At 39.7% G+C, this 22,985-nt stretch carries 23 protein-coding genes; 14 read left to right on the forward strand and 9 right to left on the reverse strand.

Features of this window, described 5'->3' with window-relative positions:
- The first annotated feature begins 26 nt into the window (after positions 1-26).
- From JKG64_RS00245 to JKG64_RS00265, 5 genes are all read left to right on the forward strand, one after another.
- Entirely contained in the window at positions 27-1,943 is a 1,917-nt protein-coding gene (locus JKG64_RS00245; RefSeq protein WP_210352350.1) for a DUF294 nucleotidyltransferase-like domain-containing protein, read from the forward strand.
- A gap of 111 nt (positions 1,944-2,054) precedes the next feature.
- Positions 2,055-2,993 carry an ornithine cyclodeaminase family protein gene (locus JKG64_RS00250; RefSeq protein WP_210352351.1) on the forward strand — a complete coding sequence of 313 codons (939 nt, stop codon included), beginning with the start codon at positions 2,055-2,057 and terminating at the stop codon, positions 2,991-2,993.
- A 711-nt stretch (positions 2,994-3,704) separates the two neighbouring features.
- On the forward strand, positions 3,705-3,881 hold the full coding sequence (locus JKG64_RS00255; RefSeq protein ID WP_210352352.1) for a hypothetical protein: 177 nt from the start codon (positions 3,705-3,707) through the stop codon (positions 3,879-3,881).
- A gap of 57 nt (positions 3,882-3,938) precedes the next feature.
- The gene (locus JKG64_RS00260) at positions 3,939-4,535 is read left to right on the forward strand and encodes a class I SAM-dependent methyltransferase (RefSeq protein WP_210352353.1); all 597 of its coding nucleotides are present in this window, start codon (positions 3,939-3,941) and stop codon (positions 4,533-4,535) included.
- A 118-nt stretch (positions 4,536-4,653) separates the two neighbouring features.
- Positions 4,654-5,316, forward strand: coding sequence for a DedA family protein (locus JKG64_RS00265; RefSeq protein WP_210352354.1), 663 nt, complete (start codon positions 4,654-4,656; stop codon positions 5,314-5,316).
- A gap of 238 nt (positions 5,317-5,554) precedes the next feature.
- Here the strand turns inward: JKG64_RS00265 and JKG64_RS00270 are convergent, their stop codons facing one another.
- The gene (locus JKG64_RS00270) at positions 5,555-5,926 is read right to left on the reverse strand and encodes a hypothetical protein (RefSeq protein ID WP_210352355.1); all 372 of its coding nucleotides are present in this window, start codon (positions 5,924-5,926) and stop codon (positions 5,555-5,557) included.
- A gap of 87 nt (positions 5,927-6,013) precedes the next feature.
- Positions 6,014-6,169 (reverse strand): hypothetical protein, encoded by a 156-nt coding sequence (locus JKG64_RS00275; protein ID WP_210352356.1) that lies wholly within the window; start codon positions 6,167-6,169, stop codon positions 6,014-6,016.
- Positions 6,170-6,496: 327 nt separating this feature from the next.
- On the opposite strand from JKG64_RS00275, the gene JKG64_RS00280 reads away from it, so the two are divergent.
- Complete coding sequence (locus JKG64_RS00280; protein ID WP_210352357.1) at positions 6,497-9,607, forward strand: tetratricopeptide repeat protein; 3,111 nt, start codon at positions 6,497-6,499, stop codon at positions 9,605-9,607.
- A 688-nt stretch (positions 9,608-10,295) separates the two neighbouring features.
- Here JKG64_RS00280 and JKG64_RS00285 read toward each other — a convergent pair.
- From JKG64_RS00285 to JKG64_RS00305, 5 genes are read right to left on the reverse strand one after another with little or no spacing between them, the layout of a single operon-like run.
- Positions 10,296-11,354, reverse strand: a complete 1,059-nt coding sequence (locus tag JKG64_RS00285) for a hypothetical protein (protein ID WP_210352358.1) — start codon at positions 11,352-11,354, stop codon at positions 10,296-10,298.
- Between the two features lie 13 nt (positions 11,355-11,367).
- On the reverse strand, positions 11,368-11,922 hold the full coding sequence (locus tag JKG64_RS00290; protein ID WP_210352359.1) for a hypothetical protein: 555 nt from the start codon (positions 11,920-11,922) through the stop codon (positions 11,368-11,370).
- Position 11,923: 1 nt separating this feature from the next.
- Positions 11,924-12,607: a hypothetical protein gene (locus JKG64_RS00295; protein WP_210352360.1), complete on the reverse strand. Its 684-nt coding sequence runs from the start codon at positions 12,605-12,607 to the stop codon at positions 11,924-11,926.
- A 12-nt stretch (positions 12,608-12,619) separates the two neighbouring features.
- Positions 12,620-13,897 carry a TPM domain-containing protein gene (locus JKG64_RS00300; protein ID WP_210352361.1) on the reverse strand — a complete coding sequence of 426 codons (1,278 nt, stop codon included), beginning with the start codon at positions 13,895-13,897 and terminating at the stop codon, positions 12,620-12,622.
- A gap of 37 nt (positions 13,898-13,934) precedes the next feature.
- On the reverse strand, positions 13,935-14,258 hold the full coding sequence (locus tag JKG64_RS00305; RefSeq protein ID WP_210352362.1) for a DUF4870 domain-containing protein: 324 nt from the start codon (positions 14,256-14,258) through the stop codon (positions 13,935-13,937).
- A 235-nt stretch (positions 14,259-14,493) separates the two neighbouring features.
- Between JKG64_RS00305 and JKG64_RS00310 the strand changes: the two genes are divergently transcribed.
- On the forward strand, positions 14,494-16,296 hold the full coding sequence (locus tag JKG64_RS00310; protein ID WP_210352363.1) for a hypothetical protein: 1,803 nt from the start codon (positions 14,494-14,496) through the stop codon (positions 16,294-16,296).
- Between the two features lie 93 nt (positions 16,297-16,389).
- Complete coding sequence (locus JKG64_RS00315; protein WP_210352364.1) at positions 16,390-16,617, forward strand: AAA family ATPase; 228 nt, start codon at positions 16,390-16,392, stop codon at positions 16,615-16,617.
- A gap of 111 nt (positions 16,618-16,728) precedes the next feature.
- Here the strand turns inward: JKG64_RS00315 and JKG64_RS00320 are convergent, their stop codons facing one another.
- The gene (locus JKG64_RS00320; protein ID WP_133584383.1) at positions 16,729-17,022 is read right to left on the reverse strand and encodes an STAS-like domain-containing protein; all 294 of its coding nucleotides are present in this window, start codon (positions 17,020-17,022) and stop codon (positions 16,729-16,731) included.
- Between the two features lie 92 nt (positions 17,023-17,114).
- Positions 17,115-17,504, reverse strand: coding sequence for a hypothetical protein (locus tag JKG64_RS00325; RefSeq protein WP_133584384.1), 390 nt, complete (start codon positions 17,502-17,504; stop codon positions 17,115-17,117).
- A 160-nt stretch (positions 17,505-17,664) separates the two neighbouring features.
- Between JKG64_RS00325 and JKG64_RS00330 the strand changes: the two genes are divergently transcribed.
- From JKG64_RS00330 to JKG64_RS00355, 6 genes are all read left to right on the forward strand, one after another.
- Positions 17,665-17,886, forward strand: a complete 222-nt coding sequence (locus tag JKG64_RS00330; protein ID WP_210352365.1) for a hypothetical protein — start codon at positions 17,665-17,667, stop codon at positions 17,884-17,886.
- A 24-nt stretch (positions 17,887-17,910) separates the two neighbouring features.
- Complete coding sequence (locus tag JKG64_RS00335; protein ID WP_133584386.1) at positions 17,911-19,107, forward strand: GTP-binding protein; 1,197 nt, start codon at positions 17,911-17,913, stop codon at positions 19,105-19,107.
- Positions 19,108-19,139: 32 nt separating this feature from the next.
- Positions 19,140-19,550 carry a Fur family transcriptional regulator gene (locus JKG64_RS00340; RefSeq protein WP_133584387.1) on the forward strand — a complete coding sequence of 137 codons (411 nt, stop codon included), beginning with the start codon at positions 19,140-19,142 and terminating at the stop codon, positions 19,548-19,550.
- Between the two features lie 43 nt (positions 19,551-19,593).
- Positions 19,594-20,610, forward strand: coding sequence for a CobW family GTP-binding protein (locus JKG64_RS00345; protein ID WP_133584388.1), 1,017 nt, complete (start codon positions 19,594-19,596; stop codon positions 20,608-20,610).
- A 2-nt stretch (positions 20,611-20,612) separates the two neighbouring features.
- Complete coding sequence (locus JKG64_RS00350; protein WP_133584389.1) at positions 20,613-21,311, forward strand: hypothetical protein; 699 nt, start codon at positions 20,613-20,615, stop codon at positions 21,309-21,311.
- Between the two features lie 702 nt (positions 21,312-22,013).
- A complete protein-coding gene (locus JKG64_RS00355; RefSeq protein WP_133584390.1) occupies positions 22,014-22,943 on the forward strand; it encodes an RpnC/YadD family protein in 930 nt (309 codons plus the stop codon).
- Positions 22,944-22,985 lie beyond the last annotated feature (42 nt).

Genomic DNA, 22,985 nt, shown 5'->3' on the forward strand with positions numbered 1-22,985 from the left:
AATAGTGGCTTATTTATTAATATGTTATGGAAGAAAATAGAGTAGAATTTTTAAAAAGTGTCCTTCCTTTTAGCTTATTGTCTTCGGTGGCATTGTCGGATTTAGCCGAACTTTTTGTTGAAGAATGCTACAAAAAGGACACATTGATCTACCGGCAGGAAGAGACTAAAATGAAAGGTATCGACGTGATTGTGGAGGGTGGATATGAATCATTTTTTTATGATAGTTCCCACAACCGGCGACTGCCTGAGTTTCATGGGCCAACGTTTTGTTACGGAGGTGTCTCTATACTGCTGAATAGAAAGAAATCGCTACGCACAGTGATAGCGACAAAGGGCACTATCGTTCTTTCCTTGAAGCGTAAATATTTTACTGCGCTCTGCGATTCCAATGAAGCTTTTTTTCAGTATTTTACATCCGAGTATGGCCGTCGGATGGCAAATGAAGATTTTGCCCATTTTAGCAAAACTCCAGCTTCTTTTGAACAAAGTTATATCGCTTCAGAACAGCTTTACTCTCGAAAAATAGAAAGTATCGATGCGTTGGACATTTTATATTGCGGCGAGGATACACCAGTTTGGCAAGTCGCAAAGATGATGTCAGAACAAAAGAGAAGCTGTATTATTGTACGTAATGCGGATAATACTGCGGTAGGATTTATCACAGACATTACGCTTCGTGATAAAGTGGTTGCACAGCAGGATGGCAATACTATGATCACGGCACGGGAAGTGATGGATACGCCTATTGTCGTTATCAGTAATCAAGCCTATGTATACGAGGCTATATTGATGATGTTTAGTACCAAAACACGTTACTTGTTGGTCGATAATAAAGGAAGATTAGAAGGAATAATAAGCCGAAATCGACTTTTGAGCGAACAGGCCCAATCTCCATTAGTTTATATTCAGTCCGTAAAATTAGCCTTGTCATTAGAAGAAATAAAAGGTAAATGGGATAATGTGCCGCAGATGATTAAGCAATTGTTGGGAAGAGGCGTGAATGCGCAGATTGTAAATCAGATTATTACAACTATTGCGGATACTATTTTGATCAAAATCATTGACAGAGTGATCCATGAAATAGGAGACCCTCCGGCAAAATTTGTATTCATGGTATTAGGAAGCGAAGGCAGGAAGGAACAAACACTCAAAACAGATCAAGACAATGCTATTATTTATGAAGATAAAGCTAATGAGCATAGAGAAGAAGTTAGGAAGTATTTTTTACAATTGGCAGGTATGGTTTCAGAGCAGTTGAATTATGTTGGATTTAGCTTTTGTACCGGAGGCTTTATGGCTAAAAACCCTAAATGGACCCATTCATTGTCTCACTGGAAGAGAAATTACGAGTCCTGGATGCAGGAATCAGCGCCAGAATCTGGAATCAAGTTTTCTACTTTTTTTGACTGTCGTTATGTGTATGGAGATAAATCCATCATGGATGAACTATACGGTTTTCTTGATGAACAGCTAAAACAATCTATGGAACAGCTTTTTTTCTTTATGGCCAAGAATGCATTACAGTATCAGCCGCCCTTAACACCGTTTTTTAAGAATATTAGAACGATGCAGATCGGTAAGCGTGAAGTGCTGGATATAAAAAAGGCCATGACTCCCATTGTGGATTTGGTACGTGTTTACGCTCTGAAACATCGTGTCTTTTTGGTTAATACCGGCGAACGCTTGCGGGCGCTTACTGACCTAGGCGTATTCTCAGAAGAAGAGTGCCAAGAGCTAAATCATTCTTATTACTATCTTATGGCTTTGCGGTTACACAAGCAGGCCAATCAAGTAATTCGAGATAATGTCGAGCCAAATAATTATTTAGAAATAAGCATATTGACAAAAATAGAGCAGGTGACACTAAAGATGATTTTCAAAACGATTGAAGGTTTCCAGTCCCGTATACGTCTTGAATTTACTAAGGAGCTATTTAATTAGCTTTTCTTGTTGTCTAAGGAATTGTACACCTATGAAATACTCCCGCTTAGCGAAGCACAGAAAACAAGAGTATTCCAATGACCATTAAAAAATAAGTAATATAATATACCTATGAAAACAATGGATAATAAGACTATAGCTTCTTTGCTTTGTTATGATCATCTCATTGAAGCACTTAAAATAGTATTTAGATCTTCTTTCACGCAGCCAGTTAGGCATCATCATTTTTACACAAATTCAGAAGGACATGAGAATACACTAATACTGATGCCATCATGGAATGATCGCTATATCGGTATAAAGCAAGTGGTAGTTGCCCCTAATAATTCCACAAAGAATCTTCCGGCTATTCATGCACTTTATACAGTATTAGATGCTGTTACAGGAAAGCCTATCGCTCAAATGGATGCCGCAGAATTGACCTCTCGTCGGACTGCCTGCACTTCGGCACTGGCTGCGTCCTATTTAGCAAGAAAAAATGCTTCTACTTTATTAGTTGTTGGGAGCGGTAAGGTCGCTCAGCATTTGGTTCAGGCTCATTCCGTGGTTCGTGAGTATGATCAGATTTTACTATGGGCGAGAAATCAAGAAAAAGCCAAGCAGATGCAGCAATATTTGAAAATAGAGGGAATAGAAAATGTTACAGTCGTCGAGGATTTGAAAAAGGCTGTTGGCGAGGCCGATGTTATCTCTTGTGCTACGCTTAGTCAAGACCCGATTATTTATGGAGACTGGATCAAGGCAGGAACGCACCTTGATTTAATAGGCTCACATACACCTAAAACGAGAGAGGCAGACGATTTAACTATTTTGAAAAGCCAAATCTTTGTAGATTCGAGAGAAGGCGCATTGCATGAGACTGGTGAACTCGCCATACCTATAGAAACAGGTGTGTTAGATCCTAAATCTGTTATAGCGGATATTGTAGACCTGTGTTTGGAAAGGCATCCGGGAAGATCCAATGAAAATGAAGTGACACTATTTAAATCGGCAGGTTTGGCTATAGAAGATCTTGCTGCAGCATTATTGGTATACGAAAAGTTAGAGTGACGCTGATTATGAGTTTATTATACACTTAGGTTTATTCTATTTTTAAAGTCTTGATTCTTAATAAATGAAATATGGATTTTAAAATTAAGCAACTGGAAACAATACATGGAATGTTTCCAGTTTGATATCAATTTATATTCTGTATAGTTTATAGTCATTTCAGCGAGATCTTCCCCTTGCTGGAAGCGATTACTCATCCATCTCTGCATATCTTGTTCGCTGTTAAATAAACTCATCATCCGTTAGCTTTAATCATTCTGTTTAAGTTTCTGTCTAGATCGTACAATCGCTTTTATACACTCTTCTCGTATATTCCATAATTCATCGATCGAGTAGGGTACTTTATAAATTATGAGAACGAACTTACAACCAACAAAAGCCATTTGCCACCGATATCCCATGGTCGTCATGGTATTCCCAATTTTTCCACATAAAGAAAATACCGGCCTCGCCTGAATAAAACTTGTCAAAATACTACAGACAGAAAAAGGCGCCATACTTTTCAAGTTAGAACTTATAAAAATGAAGCATTTACAGGTGAAAAATACGGATATGTTCACTTTAGATCAGAATTTAGCCCGATCTGTGTATGCCCAAGGCTAGCTTTTCGATTAAGCACGTTTTGTAAAATGACGGTGCCCATTTAGCTTTAATGGTTGGAGTACAAAAAATAAATTTGTAGATTGGCGTTTATCAATTTAATTATCTGTTATGGAAGGTAACTCACTTGAATTATCGGACAACACCCAAGAATGCCCATTGAATATCTATCCGGCGGGAGATCCCGAACATCCTGATTGGTATATTTACGAGTATGAAAGCCATCGGAAGGTACTTGTTGAAAAGAACTCCCAATCGGGTAAGTTTCATTTTATAAAAGAGCTCTAGTGTGAATGGTTGTTCCATTTCTAGTATAAATTTCTCTAATGTTGTAAATGAAGATGAATGATTTTTAAATTATTACAAGCAGATTATGATGTGGATGATGGACGTTTTAATGATCTTTATCCTGATGAGATTAAAGAATTAGCACAGCGCCATTGGACTCCTGTAGATGTCGCTAAGATTGCGTCGCAATATTTGGTTGAGTGGCCGGAAGATAGAGTTTTAGATATTGGTTCAGGTGTTGGTAAATTTTGTCTTGTCGGTGCTTCCTGTACTAAAGGTAAATTCTACGGAGTAGAACAAAGAGAATCTCTCGTCCAGATTTCGAAAGATCTAGCTGTAAAGTATAATGTGCAGAATGTTGAATTTATTCACGGTAATATGGAGCAGATTTTATTTTCCGAATATGATGCGTTTTATTTTTACAATTCTTTTTATGAAAATCTAGATACCTTTTGTCCGATAGATGATTTGGTAACTCCTGATAAGGATCTTTATTATTCCTATACCAATCACCTTCGCAATGAACTTGATAAAGCCCCAGTAGGCACTAGATTGGTTTCCTATTGGAGTGGCTGGGATGAAATTCCACCAAGTTTCAATCTTGAACACACAGCTTACGAGGGTTTTTTAAACTTTTGGCGAAAGGAAGCCTGATTTATTATTCATCGCGGCTAATTCAAAGAATGAATTTTTATAAGTTATTACTATAGACATTATTTGTAAATTAGCAGTCGCTTAAAGCAAGTCTACTCAAAGGCTATAAAATCACAACATGGATATTTTTTTTGAATTTTTAAATAACCTGTCCGATCCTGACTGGATAGTGTCGCATGGAGGGTTGTATCTATTGCTGTTTATTATCTTCGCCGAAACAGGAATTATGATTGGGTTCTTCCTTCCTGGAGATCCCCTCCTTTTTATCGCCGGAATGATTGTATCCAATATGACGCTTTCTCCAGAAGCTGAATTGCCTACGCTTTTAAGTTGGATCCTGCTCATCTCACTTTCTGCCGTTTTGGGCAATTTTTTGGGATATTGGTGCGGTAAGGCTTTTGGTAGCCGGATAATGGCAATGAAAGATACCTGGTTTTTTAAAAGACATTATATTGTTAAAGCCCAGGAGTTCTATAAAAAGCGAGGCGGTAGTGCAATTGTTTTGGCCAGATTTATTCCGGTCGTGCGTACATTCGCACCAATCGTGGCTGGTATAGTAAAGATGGACTTTAAGAAATTTGTTATTTACAATATCCTCGGTGCGGTTATATGGGCAGGTAGTTTAGTGACCTTAGGTTATTTGTTGGGCGAAAACCCGTGGGTACAACGCAATCTAGAGTTCGTCATTTTGGGGATTGTACTAGTAGCGACTGCTCCTGTCATTTTAAAAGCCATTACTGGGAGAAGCAAAGTAAAGACTTCCGTTAATGATGCCAGATAGGTAAAGTCTATCTTTTTTGATTTTCTTTTCATGGTATGCATTCGGGCTATGTCCTGTGCCGGGATGGTCTTGTATAGCGTTGTCAGCTGCTCCTTTATATTTCCATTTTCATAATCGATTTTTTCTGTGATCAGGCTTAGGTCCCCCGTCCATAGTAATCTTCGTAGTCAGGGTTCCTTCAAAGTCAAATTGGGCAAACAGTGACAATAAGAGTTTCCATACCTTTCCGTGTTTAAATTTACGTTTTGTTCGTAACTTTTTCTTTCACCACGGTCAGATCTACCTGATTTGCATTGAGGTCATGGCAAAGCTCAATCCATATATTCGCATCCGGTGTACGGATGAGGAATTGTATGTATTTATAAGGACGGGGATCGTACATGTCTTTTACGTACACTGGCTGGTCTTTGTCCAAGAGTTTGGATGCTGAAGCGGCTAGTTCACCTGAATAAAACTCTACACCACCAACACTCTCTATCTCCTTTTTGTATTCATTGACCAAATAGGTGTCTTCAAAAACGTCTCCCTCCTGAAACACTGCGGTATAATAATATTGGCCACTCACTTTCCTGATTAGACTGTCGTTGTAAAAGAAGTACTTTTCTTCCAACGATTTGGTCTTCTCGCCCGCATGTCGATATTCCGAGGGGGCGGAGAGGAAAGGAAACTCGCCTACTTCCGATGTAGAGATAGGTGCTTAATGGAGATTGAAGCCAGAAACTGCAGTCGTCGGATCCGATTTGATTTCTAATGTATCGGCATGCCTGTCGTTTTGTTCCTGGCGATTACTATATTGGTTGCAACCGCTTACGCCAATAAGCACCACATAGAAAGAAATAATATATGTTTTCATTGAAACAGGTTTTAACTAGATAGACTTACTCATCTAAGGTTATAAAATTGTTTAGAAATTGATAAATCAGTGTAGATAAGGAGATCGCCTAGCGACGTGAATAGTTCGCTAGCTAATAAGTTTTATTTGCCGTTAAGGACCTTTAAACCCACTTTTATTCATTTGTCCCCAAATTGTCCCCCCCAATAAAAGGGGATATTCGAAATGAAAACAATAACTTGACCCTATTGTAGTGTGATAGCACTATATAAAGATATTCTGTTTTTAAAAATTTTGATGTTTCTTTTAAACCCCTTTTATAGTATTTCGTTCTTGATATTTATGGTCATGTCTCTTGATAAAGGAGCTTATGGTCAGAAGCTGCAACATTCAGAAATCGATTCTTTACGTATTTTATTAAGAAGCACTGCAGATACACACAATAAGGTTTTGTTGCTCAATGAAATTGCGCGTCGCTACGTACATATTCGCAGTTACGATTCCGCGGCAACTATTACTACGAGAGCAAAAGTAATGGCACAGCGAGATGGAAATATGTCTGGTCTCTTAAAATCTTATGAAAACTTTGTTCATATGTATCGTGAAAAAGGCGACCTAGAAAAGGCACTGGAGAACCTGAACATAATGCTGGCGCTAGCCAGAAAGATGGACGTGCCACTGTCGGAGGCAGAAGCCTATGACCAACTGGGACATATATACACGACTAAAGAGGATCAAAAAGCAGCATTATCGAGTCATCAGATGGCGTTAGATATTCGGAGGAGAGAAAAAGATCCTTATGGTGTAGCGAATTCTGCAGATAATATCGCTCACCTATATTATCATCAGGACGACTATCTAAAAGCGCTGGATCATTGGGATGAGGCTTATCACGCTTACAAAAAAACAGACAATTATTGGGGAATGGCACGGACAAGTGCCAATCTGGGATTGATTCATTATGAATTCTCCAATTTTGGTAAGGCCATCGCACTTTTTTACGAATCCAGAGAACGCTATAGAAGTATAGATAATAACGACGGTATAATATGGACAAGTAATTTGATCGGGCATGTTTATATGGAGATTAGCAATATCGACAAAGCAGAAGATATTTATAGAAATTCGCTGGAAGCCTATATTAGGGAGGGTAATCGCTCGGGGGTAGCATTGTCGTATACCAATCTTGGGAATGTAGCACGAAAGAAGCGGGATTTTGATGCGGCAAGGTATTATTGCGAACAAGCAATAGCGATATATGCAGCAGTAGATAGTTCAGGTTTAAGCTTTTTTACCCCCTACAAACAGCTCGCTGAAATAGATTATGAATTGGGTGACAAGAAAGGAGCATTAACCAAGTTTCTGTCTATGGTAGATAAACCCATGGTCACGCAGAATATATCAAATAGGGTGACTGTTGCAAATTGGATAGGCCGTATATACCGGGATTTGGAAAAATACAATCTCGCAAGCATATGGATAGCGTCTGCAATCAGGCTTAATGCCAGTACTATTGATAAATCCGCCTACTTAATTTCTTATAAAGTACTAGCGGAGGTAGATAGCGCATTGGGTCACTTTCGGGACGCCTATCTAAATATGCAAAAGTATTATCTATATCGTGATAGTATAGAAAAGCAGAATGCTGAAAAGATTGTGTTGAAGTATGAATATGAAAACCAGATTGCTAAAACACTTGAAACTTCCAGAAATAGACAGCGACAACGAAACGTTGCCTGGGCTTTTGCTGGACTGGCTTTTATTTTTGCTGTGGTATCATGGCGCTATCTTTCGGCACGTTCGAAACATAGAATTGCTTTAGAGAAAGTGAAAAAGAAGGCCGCAATAGACAACCAAGAGATGAAATCCCGATTTTTAGCCAATATATCGCATGAATTTCGTACACCATTAACGCTCATAAATGGGCATGTTGAATTATTAATGGCGGGCGAAGGGGATGTAGACGATAAATCAAGGTATTCCGAAATCACTAAGAACAGCGCCAATTTATTGGAATTGGTAGACCAATTACTGGAATTGTCAAAAATGGATGACAGCTATTATAAGCTCCAATATGAGCAAGGCCCAGTTGTTGAGTTGGTCAGGATGCAGGTAGAAAGTTTTGAGTCCGAAGCTGACAGGCTTGGCATTCAGCTTGAGTGTGAATTATCAAAACAAGCTGAACAGTATTCGGATCAGCGTTTTGTCTATTCGCGTCAGGCCGTAATAGCTATCATCTACAATTTGCTTTCGAACGCGCTAAAACATACCCCGCAAGCGGGAAAAATTGAGGTATGTTTAGATTTTGAAAGCCCGTTATTAAATATTTGGGTATCCAATACCGGAGATGGTATTGCTGATGAATACCTGCCCAAAATCTTTGACCGATTCTATCAATTGCCAGGAGAGCCTTCTTATCAAGGGTTTGGTATAGGGCTTTCCTTAGTGAAAGAACTGGCGACCTATCATGGTGGTGGTGTAGAGGTGGAGAGCCAAACTGATGGTAAGACGATATTTCACGTTTGGTTGGCAGAAGGGAATATTTCTGTCGAAGAGAAGAACGAAATAACTCCTGTAGTTTCAACCCTTTCGCGGATATCGGCAACAGACGTGCAGTATAAACGAAATAACGTTGTCGGCACTATCGATCGTCCGGTGATCTTGCTCGTAGATGATCATGAGGAAATACGTGGTTTTATAAAGGAGTCACTTGGGCATTCCTATCACTTTTTAGAAGCTGCGGATGGCGAGGTCGCGCTAGAAATAGCAAATGCGATGCTCCCCGATATGATAATAAGTGATATCAAGATGCCTCGGATGGACGGGTTAGACTTCTGTCAGTCCATTAAAGAATCAGAAGCTACATCTCATATTCCGGTGCTATTGCTTACTGCAGTCAAAGATCAGTTGAAAAAGGAACATGGCTTGTATATCGGTGCGGATGATTATATCTATAAACCATTTTCTGTAACAGAGCTAAGGCTTAGGGTGCATAATCGCCTAGCGTCTAAAGAAAGGCTAAGAACATACTATGCTTCGTTACTGGTCAAGGATAGTGATAACGGTGTGTTACTGGAGGGAGAAGAAAAAAGTATCTCTCAACAAGATAAAGATTTTATCGAAAAGCTAGTTGGGGCTATTCATGCGTATCAGGACAGTAAGCAGATGAATGTGGAGTTTCTAGCCAATGTAGCCTGTCTGAGTTCTAGTCAACTCACGCGTAAATTAAAGGCGCTGATCGATAAGACTCCAGCTGAGTTTATCCGGATCATAAAGATGAATTCTGCAAAAGATATGCTCGAATCGGGTGCTCGTGTTGCAGATGTTGCCTGGGCTATTGGCTATGAAGATCCTGCTAATTTTGCTAAAGTATACAAGAAGCATTTTGGCTACTCGCCCTCGCAGCAGCAGGTCAAAGGAGTGGATATTGATATATTAGCCGCATCAATACCTCGATAGAGTGCCGAAAGGTGATATACGCGCGTTATTAACAGATAAATGCGCTGTTTTTACTGACTTGAAATACATAGGATGTATTATTTTTGTTGCTATCAATACTGATAAAAAGGGGATAATCTAAATTAAAAAGATAGCATTCTATGGGAAAAAAGTATAAGCTGACACTGTATAGCGATAATGGAGCTATTGTCAAAAGGGATATTATTATAAGCCTGGATGACAGACACCTAAATCCTGAAGTTTTTTATCATGAGGGTCTTCGACCTGTTCCATTAGCACAGTCATCAATTATAGATTCAAATCGGCCTAAAATCGAAACGATTCAAACCGATAAGTCTTCATCCACATGCTATACCTGAGGTGCGCACGCTTAAAGGTGCTATTACTGGTTCCACAAGGTGATCTTGATAAGGTATTGGAATATTAGCAATTTAATTTAACTTTTTTTTGTCTGAAAATAGGGAGGGCTGCCTTTTGCATGTACAACACAGGGAGCAATAGCACTGCAACGACCAAGCCTGTCAAAAAGAGAAGATAGCAATATAATCCCGCCCATGTCAACAAAGGATAGTCGATAGCATAGAGGCATCTCAGTGTATACCAGCATAGAATCAACACAAAGCCGGTACATACAGGTACGGTAGCCACCAACAGCATTAAACTACATAATTTACCACCTTCATGTCGCCTATTGCTCGACCACAAAAAGCCCGGAAGGAGTGATGTTAGGAACATTCGCAGATGCAGCAACCGGAATGCCATTCTGCCACAGTGTACATTGGTTTGCACCATTGATCTTCTGTGTACCTACGATAAAGAGGTGGCCTTTGACAATTGAGGCATCGTAAGCCAGACTATGGCCTTCAGCTGAAAAATTGAGGTCCATACGACTGCCATTTTTCCAGGCAAAAGGTGCGAACCGATCTCCTATCTGTTCGTATCCCCCGACATAGACATCCCCGTCTTCTACCCATACTTTTCTACCCATAGCTACTGCAGAGCCTGAAGTTAGATTGGTGGCCTGACCATTTTTCCAGAGCTTGATATTGCAATCTCCCTCTTCGTAGGCATACCCCGTGACGTAGACATCTTCTTTGTCCACATATATGCTCATTGCATAAGAAACATGCTGTCCATCGGACAGCTCTACGGGACTTCCATTTTTCCAGTATTTGGCTACAGGTGTTCCTGCTGCGTTCTTTTCGTAACCGGTTACATAGATATCTGTACCGGATACAAAGACATCCTGCAATCTAGCTTCGTTAGTACCGTCGGTTATATTGCGTGCCGCACCATTTTTCCAGACCGTGGCGATAGATTTCTTTTTCGGTACGGCACGGTACCCTGCTGCGTAGACATTTCCTTTAGCTACGTACACTGCTATGGCATCGGCACTAATAACCCCCTCTGCGATTTTGAGCTCCTCTAAGACACCATTTTTCCATAAAACCGGTTTCCTTGTCGAGTTCATTGTAGATGTGCCTGTTGTCAATCTGCCTACGATGTAGACATCCTTTTCTGATACAAAAATATCATCGGCAATTGCCCCTGTACCACCCCAATAGGGCAAAACCTGTGCTGTTCCGTTTTTGATGTAATAGGGTTTATGTAGATTGTTTTCCGGAACCGAACCCACGATGTGAATATCGACAGGTAATGGAGGCATCGGTTCCTGTTTGTAGTCTTTATCTTTGTTACAGGCTAATAACAGGATCAGAACAAAGGATGAGAAGATTGTATTGTTCATATCTGTATAATTTTTACCAAAATTTGGCCGTTGGCAATGCATAAAAACTGGTATCTCGTACTTTCTGCCATGGTGCCTGATGAAATTGCCAGCACTTTTCTACCTTGTCAAAACTCTTACCGATATCCATCTTCCCCCACTGGTAACCGACCCTGTATTCTTTTCCGTTGCTAATTATTGTCCCGAATACTGTGGGGTAGGAGAAGCCTGATACACCATTTGTGTACTGAATGGCTTTTTCCAACCGTAGCTCCGTTCCGGCATGAAATGTTGCTATCTCTTCTATATCTCCAATCCGTTTCTGTTCTTCTACATACTGCCATTGCGGATGTCGGCTGTCCAGTAGAATATATGGATATGCGGCATTGTCGTTCATACTGATTTTTTCTTTGAACAATACAGTTTCCTTATCCATTGTCACCGTCCTACCTACCCATTCGTTGTACGGTGCATATTGGTTGAGACCGGTGGATTTTGTCTTGATGGTGGCGTATAGGATAAAAGCAAAAAGCCCCAATACTCCGATGACAACCCATGCGATGATACTCATTATTTTCTTGGTAGACATGTTATTTCTTTTCCGTAAAGTATATTTCCATCTTTCCATCCACTGCTTTCATATTGATCATATAGCCAGCTTGTTCGGTGATCTTTGCTGGCGTGCCCTCAGACTCAAAGTCGGTACTGTTCAGTTCTTCTTTGGGTTTATGGGTCTTGCTCATTTCGGCCGATCTGGCGATATGGTAGACGTTGCCTTCGACTTGGATTACTTTAAACCAACCAAAACCAATACCTGAAGCAATCCGGTCGCCCGATTCTTTGAATGCTTCATATCTGCCGAAATAGATATCTCCGACAGCCGGAGCCTGTTCCATGGCTATATATTCGGCCGACTTGGGGGCGGGGGCCTTAGTTTCCTGGTAAATGATCAAACCCATGGTTGCGATCATTAAAGCTACAAAAATCCAACCTACAATCGTTAGCTTAAATATAAACGGCGGTTTTGGGGCTTCTGCTACTTTCTGATTTGCAAAACCCTTCATTTCAGATGTCCAATCGCGGCTGGCAATCTTTTTACGTTCGGTATCATCCCAAAATTCGCCATAGGCTTTTTTGGAATAGACATGGAATAGTGCCGTACGGCTCTCGGTACGGTAGATGCCGAGTACCATCGGATTGGATGGGTTTTTCGGATTTTGAAGCCGGTCTGTTTTATGAGATGCCTGTTCTATTTTGTTGATTACAAAAAACATATAATTTCTTTTTTATGGTTCTAAAATTTCACCGACCAGTGTACATCCCTCTACCGAGATAAGATCATTACCTTCTTTTTCGTCCAGAGGTAGCAGATAGAGTTTCCGTTCTGTCTTATTGAAATAGAAACGATAGTAATAATGGTCTTCCATTTTAAAAATTGCGAATGAAGGTCGTTTTGTTTTTTCCAGTCTTAGGGACAACAGCTTTTTTGTTTCATCGATCTCAAATGTTCCAGCCATGTGACCGTTGATGAGTAGGTCGTTTTTGTCAAAGGCCAGTGTATCATGCGTATCGATATCTTTATAGATTTGCTCCATGTGGTCAAATTCCTGTTTAAGGATCCATCGATGACCGGTAAAATTTTTAGGAGCCCCTGCTGCTGCGTTTTGCCTGATTTCATCTTCGATCTGCATGAGCAGAGGCCATACATCCTGCGAAATTAATTTATCGCCGGGATCGAGCCAATAGACCCTATCCGGATGCATAGTCTTTTTTAAAAAGGTCTGTTCAGGCACCTGGGCGTCAAAGCAGATAAACTGATAATGCTTGCCATCACTGTTACGGACGGTCATTTCGTAATAATCGGTTTCCGAAAAATCTTTCGAAATAAACGCATCTTTTTTTGAAGGCCCCAAGAATACATCCAGTGATGTAAAATTGTAGCAGGGATTATCGCTATCGAGATTACGGAACGTCTGTGGTACTCCGTTTTCCAGTACGAATCTCCTGATCTTTTGAAACAGCGAAGGCCGGAAAATGGATGATGCATCTGTATAATTGTATTCTTGCATTTCTTTTTTTACATGACTGATGATGGCACTTAGACCGTTGTATGTGCCTTCAAAATAGTTACCTTCCCTGAATTTTGGCACAAACTGTTCATCAATGATCTTTTTGGCGTCGTCATCGCTTATTATTTTCGTTATACCCTTACCATTTTGGATGCGCATTTGACGGAGTTGTTTGGATATAACGATAACTATTCCATTGTTCTTCTCATATGATCCTTGCGCATACCCTGTCAGATGGTTAGAAACATACTGGTCGAAATGCGCTTTGTCGGTATGGTGTTCGTCAATAGTGACGATGGCTATATCTGCTATGCCGTTTTTCCAGCAATCGTCTGCAATATGGTCCAACTTTATGATCTCGTCTTGGGTATAGAGGTTTTCATAATCGATGATGCGTACTTTTTTGATGACAAACTGCTGTTTCTCAGGAACCGTCTGTCCGCATAAAACCGTTGGCAAAAAACAATACAGTAGTAGGTGAATCAGATGACGCATTTTGTTGATTATTTTAATTGGATTCCCTATGCTTATTTTATCGTATAAAATGAAAGGTGTCTTCAAATAATTTACCGATTAGAGGCAAAGGTTTCTTTACTTCATTAGCGGCCGCGATTATACCCAGTATCATGAAAATAAAAAAAACAAGACCAAACACACTAATAATAAAGGAGAGAGAGGGCACTAGTGTCAGAGCAATTCCTGCCGTGGTATTGGACACAATTGCTATGATGAATAGTCCCAGTCCTTGTTTCATATGATATATACTGAGGTCGTTTCGCTCTTCTTTCCCTGCAAAAAAAGCAACGAGCCATAAAATACCAAGGTAACTTAAAATAGATTGTACTTTCGGAGTCATAGTTTTATAAGCGTTGTGTTGAACAAACATCGGAAGAATCTTATGAAATGATGTTCTCTTTGACTTAACAAACCGTCTACATTTTTTTTGCCTGTATATACAAAGTGTATACATGTTTTTAATTGATTTATTTTCAGTAGATTGAAGCTGATGTAATGAAGGGGTTTAGCGTTATCGGATTCGGATGTCATCCCTTTTTTTAATTACTTTGTAGGCGTATGTATATAGAAATTGTATGAGGTTTAAGTATGTTTTATTCGCTACATTGATACTGTTGTGCTGTAAGAGAATCAGTGCTCAGCATGTCCAGCCCAATACACAAAAAATACTGGATAAATTAGATCAGCTCCAGCTGCAAAATGAAAAGCAGGATGCGATCAGCATTTTAGAGGCCGGTATTAAATCCACGACATCGCCTGCGGATCTAGCCTATTTGTATGCCTACCAAAGCAGTATATATACCGCAATGGATAGCCTTTTGCTTTCTAAAAGGAGCTGCGATTTAAGCTTGGAGAGTGCGGAGCAATCACAGAAGAACACATCTTTAGCAGTGGCGTATAGGGCTAAAGCATTTCTCAACAATGCTCTCAATCTACCTGATGCTGTTGTACAGGATGCGCTCTATGCACTGAAGCTCGTAGAAAAGAATGAGGAGGATCTTTCTACCCAATACCACCTAAATTATCTATTGTACGGAGCCTATAGTAAGTGGGACGACAGCGAAAAGATGGAACATTATATCCGTCAGGCCCGCTATTACGCTATAAAAGCAAACAATATTAATTTGCAGACCAATGTAAACAATGGTCTGTCGAGTATGTATCTCGCCCGGTACAAAAAAAATAAGGAGCGGAATCTCTTGGATAGCAGTTATCATTATCTGAATAGATCTTTTGCTTTACTGGAAAAACAACCGGATAAATTAAGTGTTAACACCTACCTGATCACCTGTATTAATCTGGCGAATTACTATCTAGAACATTCGTCCGAATCAGTGGCCTATCGGCAACAGAAAGCATTTGAATACCTAGGGCTTGCAGAGCAAAAATTGCTGGATAGCGATGCCTTTGCCGATAAATGGGGAAATATTTTTGGTATCAAGAGTGGTTTTGCGAAGCAGAAAGGGGATTTGGAACTGGCTGAAGAATATCTTTTGCAGGGACTCAGTCGGCTGATGAGCTCAAATGGTAGTTATTTCAGATTAGAATACGCTATCAATCGGGATCTGGCAGATATTGCTTTGAAAAAGCAGGATTTTAGATCCGCATTGACCTATCAGCAAAGGGCAGAAGATCTTTTAAAGAAATCGTTCAACGAACAACAACTTTTCAATGCACAGAAATTAGAGGTGCAGTATGAAACAGAAAAAAAAGACCGCGAACTGGAACTTTTGACCGAACGTGAAAATTTTAGGAAGCGGCAAAATTATCTCTACGGGGGAGTTGCGGTTGCGCTGTTGTTCGGGCTCCTATTTATGTTCGTATCTTATCACTTCCGTCTACGCTATTCCATAGAACGGGAAAAGCAATTGACGCAGGAAAAAGAAGATCAGGCACAGCAGGCTGCGATGCAGCTCAGATTGGAAAAAGAGGAACGGGCCAGGTTAAAAGCAGAGCAGGAGTTACTGGATTTAAGACGACAGCAGTTGGAAAAAGAGGCTTTAGCAAATTCGCTGATCATCGATAGAAAAAATGACACGCTTAAGCAGATTCAGGATAAGATAGAGCGAGGTGAAGCCAAACATATCCAAAAACTGATTAAGGAAGAGATGCTCTTACAAACCGATTTTGAAGATATCAAAATGCAGATACAAGAGCTCCACCCCGATTTCTTGAACCGGATGAATGAAAAAGCTATTCAGAAACTGACACCGCTTGACCTGAAATATTGTACTTATCTCTACCTAAAAATGAGTACAAAGCAAATTGCACAGGCATTACACATAGAGCCGCATAGTGTTCGTATGTTCAAGTATCGTTTGAAACAGAAGTTCGGATTAGGCAAAGAGGATGATTTGGAAAGCTTTTTGGAGGGGTAGGGTGCTTCTTTTTGGAGAACTTACATCCCATGATTACCAAATTTTTTGATTTAGATCTTTCGTAATCCGATCCTCAATAAGAATAATGCGCAGTTGATATTTACTACGCACGATGTCAGTCAATTGAGCAGTGAGTTATTCCGCCGTGATCAGGTATGGTTTAGCGAGAAGAATGAATACGGAGCCAGTGAGTTATTCCGTTGTTCAGATATGGAAGGTGTTTGGTTGAATACCCCGCTGGATAAATGGTATATGTCAGGTCGTTTTGGTGCTACACCTATTATCAATGATGTCGAGTTTTTAATAGCCATGCAGGATTAAGTTGTAGATATGGATAGAGGTGTAAAGCAAGCGAGTGCCGTAAAAGCCAGCCCACCGGAAGAGCTACGATAATAAAAACGCCTCAATTTGTATAAAGTGAGGCGTTTTCTATTAATGAGCAGTTAGCTCCTTATAACTGTCAAAATATGATTTCAGCAATCTTTTCTGATCGGTTGATACATTTTTGAATTTTAGTTTTTTAGTCACACTCGTGAATCCGTGTTTTTCAATTAATTCACCAAAAGACGAATTGAAGAAAGAAGAAGAAATAGCCAAAGACCCTATTAGATCGATCTGAATTATTTCATTTACATGGATGGATTTTTCCAAAATAGAATATAATTGAAATCCAGCTACATTAGTACTTGTATTATCTACAAGATTGTTGATTTGTAATGTTTTCATGATTATATTTTTATTAGTGTTATTCGAAATTTTGGTAATTTAAAAATTTATTTTGTATTCATGATGTATGATTGCTGTAAAGAATATGTCAGTTAACAATATTCAAAGTCACTGATTTTCAGTTTTTCTAGATTGTCAATCATTATTTCTATTTCAATAGCTGTGCCAAAGAAGCATTTAATATCTCTCATCTTAAAGCTGACACCTGGGTTATTTATTATCCATTTGTCATATGTTACCATCCTGAATTCACCTTCATGAAAATTTGTTTCATCCAATAGGTTATTTAATCCCAGTCCCCGGTTTCTTGGGGGTGACTGTGTTGTGTTTTTCAGCGTAAAAGCCCAGGCTATAGCGTCTTCACTCGCCCAAATCTCTTCACCTTTAGACAACAAGTAGTTATTTACACAGTTAGTCAACCCGATACCTGTATCACAAATTGCCAATCTAATTGAGTTTTTGTTTTTTAATGTATTGAGCATGAGCCACTACACCGGTTTTAGACTTAGCATGGTCAAGGCAGTTATTTAATACTTCATCTAACAATATGTAAGATATATTAAATGTATATAAATAAAGTTATTGTTGCAACAATGTTGCTTTTGATGTAAAATGTTTTTATTTTTGAATAAAGAAATATATATGGAAGCGATACCTAAGAGTTTTGAAGAATGGAAGAACTGTATTGAAGAAAAATGCGGAATTCCACTGACGTTGGAGTTTGCAGAAAAGCGGTTCTCTATTTACACGAATGATAACCTGCCGGAAACACAGCGTTTTGTAAAGCTGTATGGTGCTGGACATCTTTCGAACATCAAAGAGTGGCTATCGATCGTCATTCAGGAAAAGCGATATCAAAAGTAGATAACAAAATAATAAGCAGAGATCATGAAGAAGAAATTACCGGTAACCGTACTCAGTGGCTTTTTGGGAGCAGGAAAGACCACGTTGTTAAACCATGTTCTCCATAATAAGGAAAATCTACGGGTAGCCGTAATCGTCAATGATATGAGCGAAGTCAATATAGATGCACAGACCGTAGAGCGCGAACAGGTACTCTCACGTACGGAAGAGAAATTGGTCGAGATGAGTAATGGCTGCATCTGCTGCACACTGCGTGAAGATTTGATGGTTGAAGTGGAGCGACTGGCTAAAGAAGATAGGTTCGACTACCTATTGATCGAAAGTACCGGCATCTCCGAACCCATTCCTGTAGCACAAACATTTAGTTATGTGGATGAAAATAATGGTATAGACCTGTCGTCCTTTAGTTACATTGATACGATGGTGACAGTGGTCGACTGCTACAATTTTTTCAATGACTTTGGCAGTGCGGAGACCTTAGTGGATAGGGAGTTGACAGATGATAGTCTGGACAGTAGAACCATTGTCAATCTACTCACCGATCAGATCGAATTTGCCAATGTGATCATTCTCAATAAATCCGATCTGGTGTCAGAGGAAACATTGGGCATTCTGGAAGCAGCCATCCGCAAACTGAATCCTGGCGCCAAAACTATCCGGACCCAATTTGGTAAAGTTCGCCCCAAAGATATTATCGGGACGGGCGCATTCGACTTTGATCAAGCCTCCTCTTCAGCGGGATGGATCAAAGAGCTGGAAACAGAACATACACCAGAGACCGAAGAATATGGTATTTCATCCTTTGTGTTTCGCTCGCAGAGGCCATTCCATCCGCAAAGATGGCGTAAATATCTACATGAAAATTACCCTCATAACGTTATTCGCGCTAAGGGACTATTCTGGCTAGCTTCCCGTCCTGACGCCGCTATCAGTTTCAGTCAGGCTGGCGGCAGTGTTCGCTTGGAGAATGCCGGATCATGGTGGAGCAGTATGCCCGAAGACATGCGCTATCAATATCCAGGTTATGCAGACATACGTAGTGACCTGCTAAAGCGATGGCATCCAGAGTGGGAAGATCGGAAGAACGAACTGGTTTTCATCGGTCAGGATCTGGACAAAGAAAAGTATATGTCAGAACTGGAGGCCTGCCTACTGACAGAAGATGAAGCCGATGACTGGCGTTTTACGTGGTGGAAAGATGAATTTCCGAAAAACCTTTAAAGCTTAGTTATCGATTTGTGAAAACTAGGACTATGGAAAGATCGAGTGAAATATTGAAAGAAAATTACATAAGACCTACAAGGTTGCGGGTACAGGTACTGAACATCTTGATTTCTTCAGAGCAGTCGTTCTCATCCACAGAGATGCGGCATTATTTTGAGGAAGTCCAGGATAGGGTCACCATCTATCGAATATTGAATCTACTTTATGAGGCTGGCATACTCGAAAGAACCGTGGATACCGATGGCGCGATAAGGTATTTTTACTGTGCTAAAAATACGACCTTAAGTCCCTCTTTTCGATGTCTCAGTTGTGGAATGATAGCCCAGCTCAGTCCGCTGCCTGATTTTTATCAGTATGAATTGGGTAAATACCAGGTCGATAGAGCGGTTCTTCTTTTTTCTGGAATCTGTGAAGATTGTAAAAATAAGGAGTTAACCTAGATTAGGTTTTATTGCAGTAGCTATAGTTAAAAACTTGAATAATATGCAGGAACAGGCAATACGTCCAGTAACGGTTCTTATAGGATTTCTGGGGGCAGGCAAGACAACTTATCTGAATGCGCTTAGGGTTGCTAACCCTGACAAACGGTATGCTATCATTGAGAATGAAATAGGACAGGTTAACGTAGACGGTCAGATCCTTCACCAGGATCAGGATCTACTGATAGAACTGCAGGACGGCTGTTTATGCTGCACGCTCAATAGTGATCTTTATGCCGCTCTTGATCAATTGAACCAAAGGGCTTCAGATTTTGATGAATTGGTTGTTGAATGTACCGGCTTGGCCTTGCCTGCTACGATCATAGAACCCTTTACAGTCCATCCTGTCTTTAAGAGAATTTTCCCATTAAAGAGAACAGTTTGTCTGGTGGATGCCGAATTGATAGAAGATCAATTACAGGAAAGGGACGAGGTCCTGAGACAGATCACGGCAGCAGATGTCATTTTGATCAACAAGACGGAGTATGTACATCCTGACTATGTGCTGTCCTTAAAAAAAAACTTGGCAAAACTTAACCCATTGGCTTCAGTTTTCCTAGAACGGGCAAAAGGTGTATTTCCTTTTGACGAAATTGAAAAAGTCAGATATATCGCCCAGAAGTCTTTTTTTTTCTTAGTAAATAGAGCAACTGGTCAGGCTGAAAGTGTGCCCTTGATTTCAGATACAGTAGGTAAGGTACATAAAGATATCACTGTCAAAACCTATGTTTTTGACCAAGAGTTTAATTTTATACACCTCTACTTTTTCTTAAGCAGACTTGTAGCCAGTCATCAAGATAAAATATATCGGATGAAAGGAATTGCTTTTAAGAGCGAAGAAAGAAGAAAAATATTTGTTCAGTCCGTTGGATCTCGAATCGATGTAGATTATGGAGGAGTTTGGGAAGAAAACGAAACCCGTCAAAACACCTTTGTATTTATCGGAAAGGATATAGATGGACTGAGGGTGGACGAGTACCTTAATGAACTGTTAATAATTAGTATAGACAAAGTCAGTTAGAAATGAAAATACAGATAAAATTTATTTTTCCACTACTCTTGATGGTTTTAAACAGCTGCAGTCCTCAGAAACAAGATATTGTATGGAAGTGGAATAAGGACAATGAGAAAATGCACTTCTTTGTCGGTCAACAAATACCATTGCGAGTAGACATTAACAGTAAAGATAGACCTGATTCCGTCTGGATACAGATCAAACAAGTCGATGGAGGCAATTGGTCATATTTAAAGCCTGTGCCGTCTCATCTATTATTGTCGCATAGTCCTTACAGTGTTGAAACCAATATAGAGGTCCCAGACACAGCTAATACGGGCAAATACAAAGTCGGACTTTTTGCAAAACTACCGGATGGATCCATCATTCAGGATATAGTGGATATAGATCTAAGTATAGATACATCTTTTCCATGGATATCAGACCTAGATATTGGGCTCAATGCCAGACAGGACGATCTCCATCTTGCCGCTGATCTTTCTGCTGCTAAGAAAATCAATAAAGTGCATGTTTATATTGAAGGGGCAGGCTGGAAGGGCAGCTATGATTTTCAAGGCAGTAGTCTGAAAGATCGGATAACCGCACATTTTCACGAACATGTAGATATTAAAGAAGCCCCTGCTGGTGATTACTCCCTACAGTTGGTTTTAACTGATGGTTTGGGAAGAGTTACCAAACAAAAAGGAAGCTTTAAAAAAACGAAATAGAAAATACACAGTAATCAGAAATTACGGTATGGGCACCAAAAAAAATCTCCAGAAGAGTAAAACTGTAAAAGCCATAATACCATCCTTGTAGGAGCTTGCACTTTTCAAATTCGTCTTTAGGGACACTTCAATGAACACGTTTCTTAGAAGTACGGGGAGTGATTTTAAACGTTAAAAACCATAATGAATAATAAAATCAGATATTCTTAGCTTCACTAATATACAGTATAAAGCGTCTTAAGCAAATCGCCTTAGACGCTTTAAATTAAACAAAAATAACCCGAATTGAATAAACTGTTCGAAACATAAAGTAAATAAAGTTGGCCAGTTTTGAATAAAAATGACCAACTAAAAAAATTACAGACTTTATATTCTGACACAAATGTAAGTAGCCTATCCAAGATCGCAATCAGAAAATTATACTTCCGAATATTTTGTTAAATCTATTTGTTTTCTGAAGAAATTCCGATCTGTCCAATCGTTTTTTGTTTATTTTTCGAAAATTAGTTTGTTTCCCGTATTAGGGCGCTTTTAAGGGGGATTTATTTAGATTCTCTCTTTTCATGGTTTAGTTTTTTCTTTCGGTAAATTCTCTTCCATCATTTAAATTGCTGTTTGCCATCTTTGATTTTTTTTGCTAATTATTTTAGTTTTAATGATTTTGCATTTGTATCTTTATGTGATTAACCAATAGAGAGAATTATGAATACAGGACAACGATTAAAACCTGCTAAGAAGAACGATGAACTTCTGAAAGCGATCTTCGAGGATAATTTTCCTGATTTTTTACGTTTTATGTATGCAGAAGCAGAGGATATCTTCGATCTGGATCGAGGATTGACTTTTATGGACAAAGAGCTGTTGGAGATTATTCCGGACCGCGATCGTAAGAAAGGCAAGCGTATCGCTGATCTTTTAGTGAAGGTATTCTTGAAGGACGGTAGAGAGAAATGGATTTTGGTCCATACCGAGATCGAGGGCGGTAGCGACGACCGGTTCTCGCACCGTATATTTGAGTACCACTACCGTATACTGGATCGTTATCGCGTTCCTGTAGAGACTATTGTTGTTTTTACTGGTAGTCGTAGCCAGCGGCGGTCCGACGAATACCGGTACAAAGTATTCCGCACTTCGTTCGAGTTTCGCTACTTAAGCTATCAGATATTTGATCATCAGGAGTCCGAGCTCCTTGCGATGGACAATATATTTGCGTATATTGTATTGGCATGTCAGAAAGCTTTGGATGAAAACAAGCTGCCTGAAGAGGAACTGGCCGAAGAGCGTAGTACAATAGCTCGAGCGCTTATCGAGACCAATAAATATAGTAAAGACCGTATAATGAGCTTTTTAGTTTTTTTAAAGAGTTTTCTTTTTATACGAGATAAGGATTTAAATAGTAACTTTGACAAATACATTTATCAAGTGACAGGAGGCACAATTCAAATGGGTGTAATAGAGACCATCAAAAGACAGGAAAGAGAAAAGGTTCAGCTTGAAGAACGAGCGAAAGCTGAGGCTGAGAAATTAGCTGAGAAACGTGAAATAGCTCTAGAATTCAAAAAAATGGGGCTACCTCTAGCCGATATCGCCAAAGGTACCGGGCTTACCGTTGAAGAGATCGAAAAGCTTTAGCTAGAATACATCGATATAATAACATATTAAGATAGCCATCCG

The sequence above is a fragment of the Sphingobacterium tabacisoli genome, from assembly GCF_017908035.1.
Lineage (GTDB): Bacteria > Bacteroidota > Bacteroidia > Sphingobacteriales > Sphingobacteriaceae > Sphingobacterium > Sphingobacterium tabacisoli.

Bases quoted from the DNA above. Each gene is read 5' to 3' on its own strand.
- JKG64_RS00340 (WP_133584387.1), top strand. From the start codon at position 19,140: ATGGAAAGATCGAGTGAAATATTGAAAGAAAATTACATAAGACCTACA.
- JKG64_RS00245 (WP_210352350.1), top strand. From the start codon at position 27: ATGGAAGAAAATAGAGTAGAATTTTTAAAAAGTGTCCTTCCTTTTAGC.
- JKG64_RS00285 (WP_210352358.1), bottom strand. From the start codon at position 11,354: ATGAACAATACAATCTTCTCATCCTTTGTTCTGATCCTGTTATTAGCC.
- JKG64_RS00295 (WP_210352360.1), bottom strand. From the start codon at position 12,607: ATGTTTTTTGTAATCAACAAAATAGAACAGGCATCTCATAAAACAGAC.
- JKG64_RS00310 (WP_210352363.1), top strand. From the start codon at position 14,494: ATGAGGTTTAAGTATGTTTTATTCGCTACATTGATACTGTTGTGCTGT.
- JKG64_RS00300 (WP_210352361.1), bottom strand. From the start codon at position 13,897: ATGCGTCATCTGATTCACCTACTACTGTATTGTTTTTTGCCAACGGTT.
- JKG64_RS00255 (WP_210352352.1), top strand. From the start codon at position 3,705: ATGGAAGGTAACTCACTTGAATTATCGGACAACACCCAAGAATGCCCA.
- JKG64_RS00350 (WP_133584389.1), top strand. From the start codon at position 20,613: ATGAAAATACAGATAAAATTTATTTTTCCACTACTCTTGATGGTTTTA.
- JKG64_RS00330 (WP_210352365.1), top strand. From the start codon at position 17,665: ATGGAAGCGATACCTAAGAGTTTTGAAGAATGGAAGAACTGTATTGAA.
- JKG64_RS00290 (WP_210352359.1), bottom strand. From the start codon at position 11,922: ATGTCTACCAAGAAAATAATGAGTATCATCGCATGGGTTGTCATCGGA.
- JKG64_RS00335 (WP_133584386.1), top strand. From the start codon at position 17,911: ATGAAGAAGAAATTACCGGTAACCGTACTCAGTGGCTTTTTGGGAGCA.
- JKG64_RS00345 (WP_133584388.1), top strand. From the start codon at position 19,594: ATGCAGGAACAGGCAATACGTCCAGTAACGGTTCTTATAGGATTTCTG.
- JKG64_RS00260 (WP_210352353.1), top strand. From the start codon at position 3,939: ATGATTTTTAAATTATTACAAGCAGATTATGATGTGGATGATGGACGT.
- JKG64_RS00275 (WP_210352356.1), bottom strand. From the start codon at position 6,169: ATGAAAACATATATTATTTCTTTCTATGTGGTGCTTATTGGCGTAAGC.
- JKG64_RS00305 (WP_210352362.1), bottom strand. From the start codon at position 14,258: ATGACTCCGAAAGTACAATCTATTTTAAGTTACCTTGGTATTTTATGG.
- JKG64_RS00320 (WP_133584383.1), bottom strand. From the start codon at position 17,022: ATGAAAACATTACAAATCAACAATCTTGTAGATAATACAAGTACTAAT.
- JKG64_RS00265 (WP_210352354.1), top strand. From the start codon at position 4,654: ATGGATATTTTTTTTGAATTTTTAAATAACCTGTCCGATCCTGACTGG.
- JKG64_RS00355 (WP_133584390.1), top strand. From the start codon at position 22,014: ATGAATACAGGACAACGATTAAAACCTGCTAAGAAGAACGATGAACTT.
- JKG64_RS00280 (WP_210352357.1), top strand. From the start codon at position 6,497: ATGTCTCTTGATAAAGGAGCTTATGGTCAGAAGCTGCAACATTCAGAA.
- JKG64_RS00250 (WP_210352351.1), top strand. From the start codon at position 2,055: ATGAAAACAATGGATAATAAGACTATAGCTTCTTTGCTTTGTTATGAT.
- JKG64_RS00325 (WP_133584384.1), bottom strand. From the start codon at position 17,504: ATGCTCAATACATTAAAAAACAAAAACTCAATTAGATTGGCAATTTGT.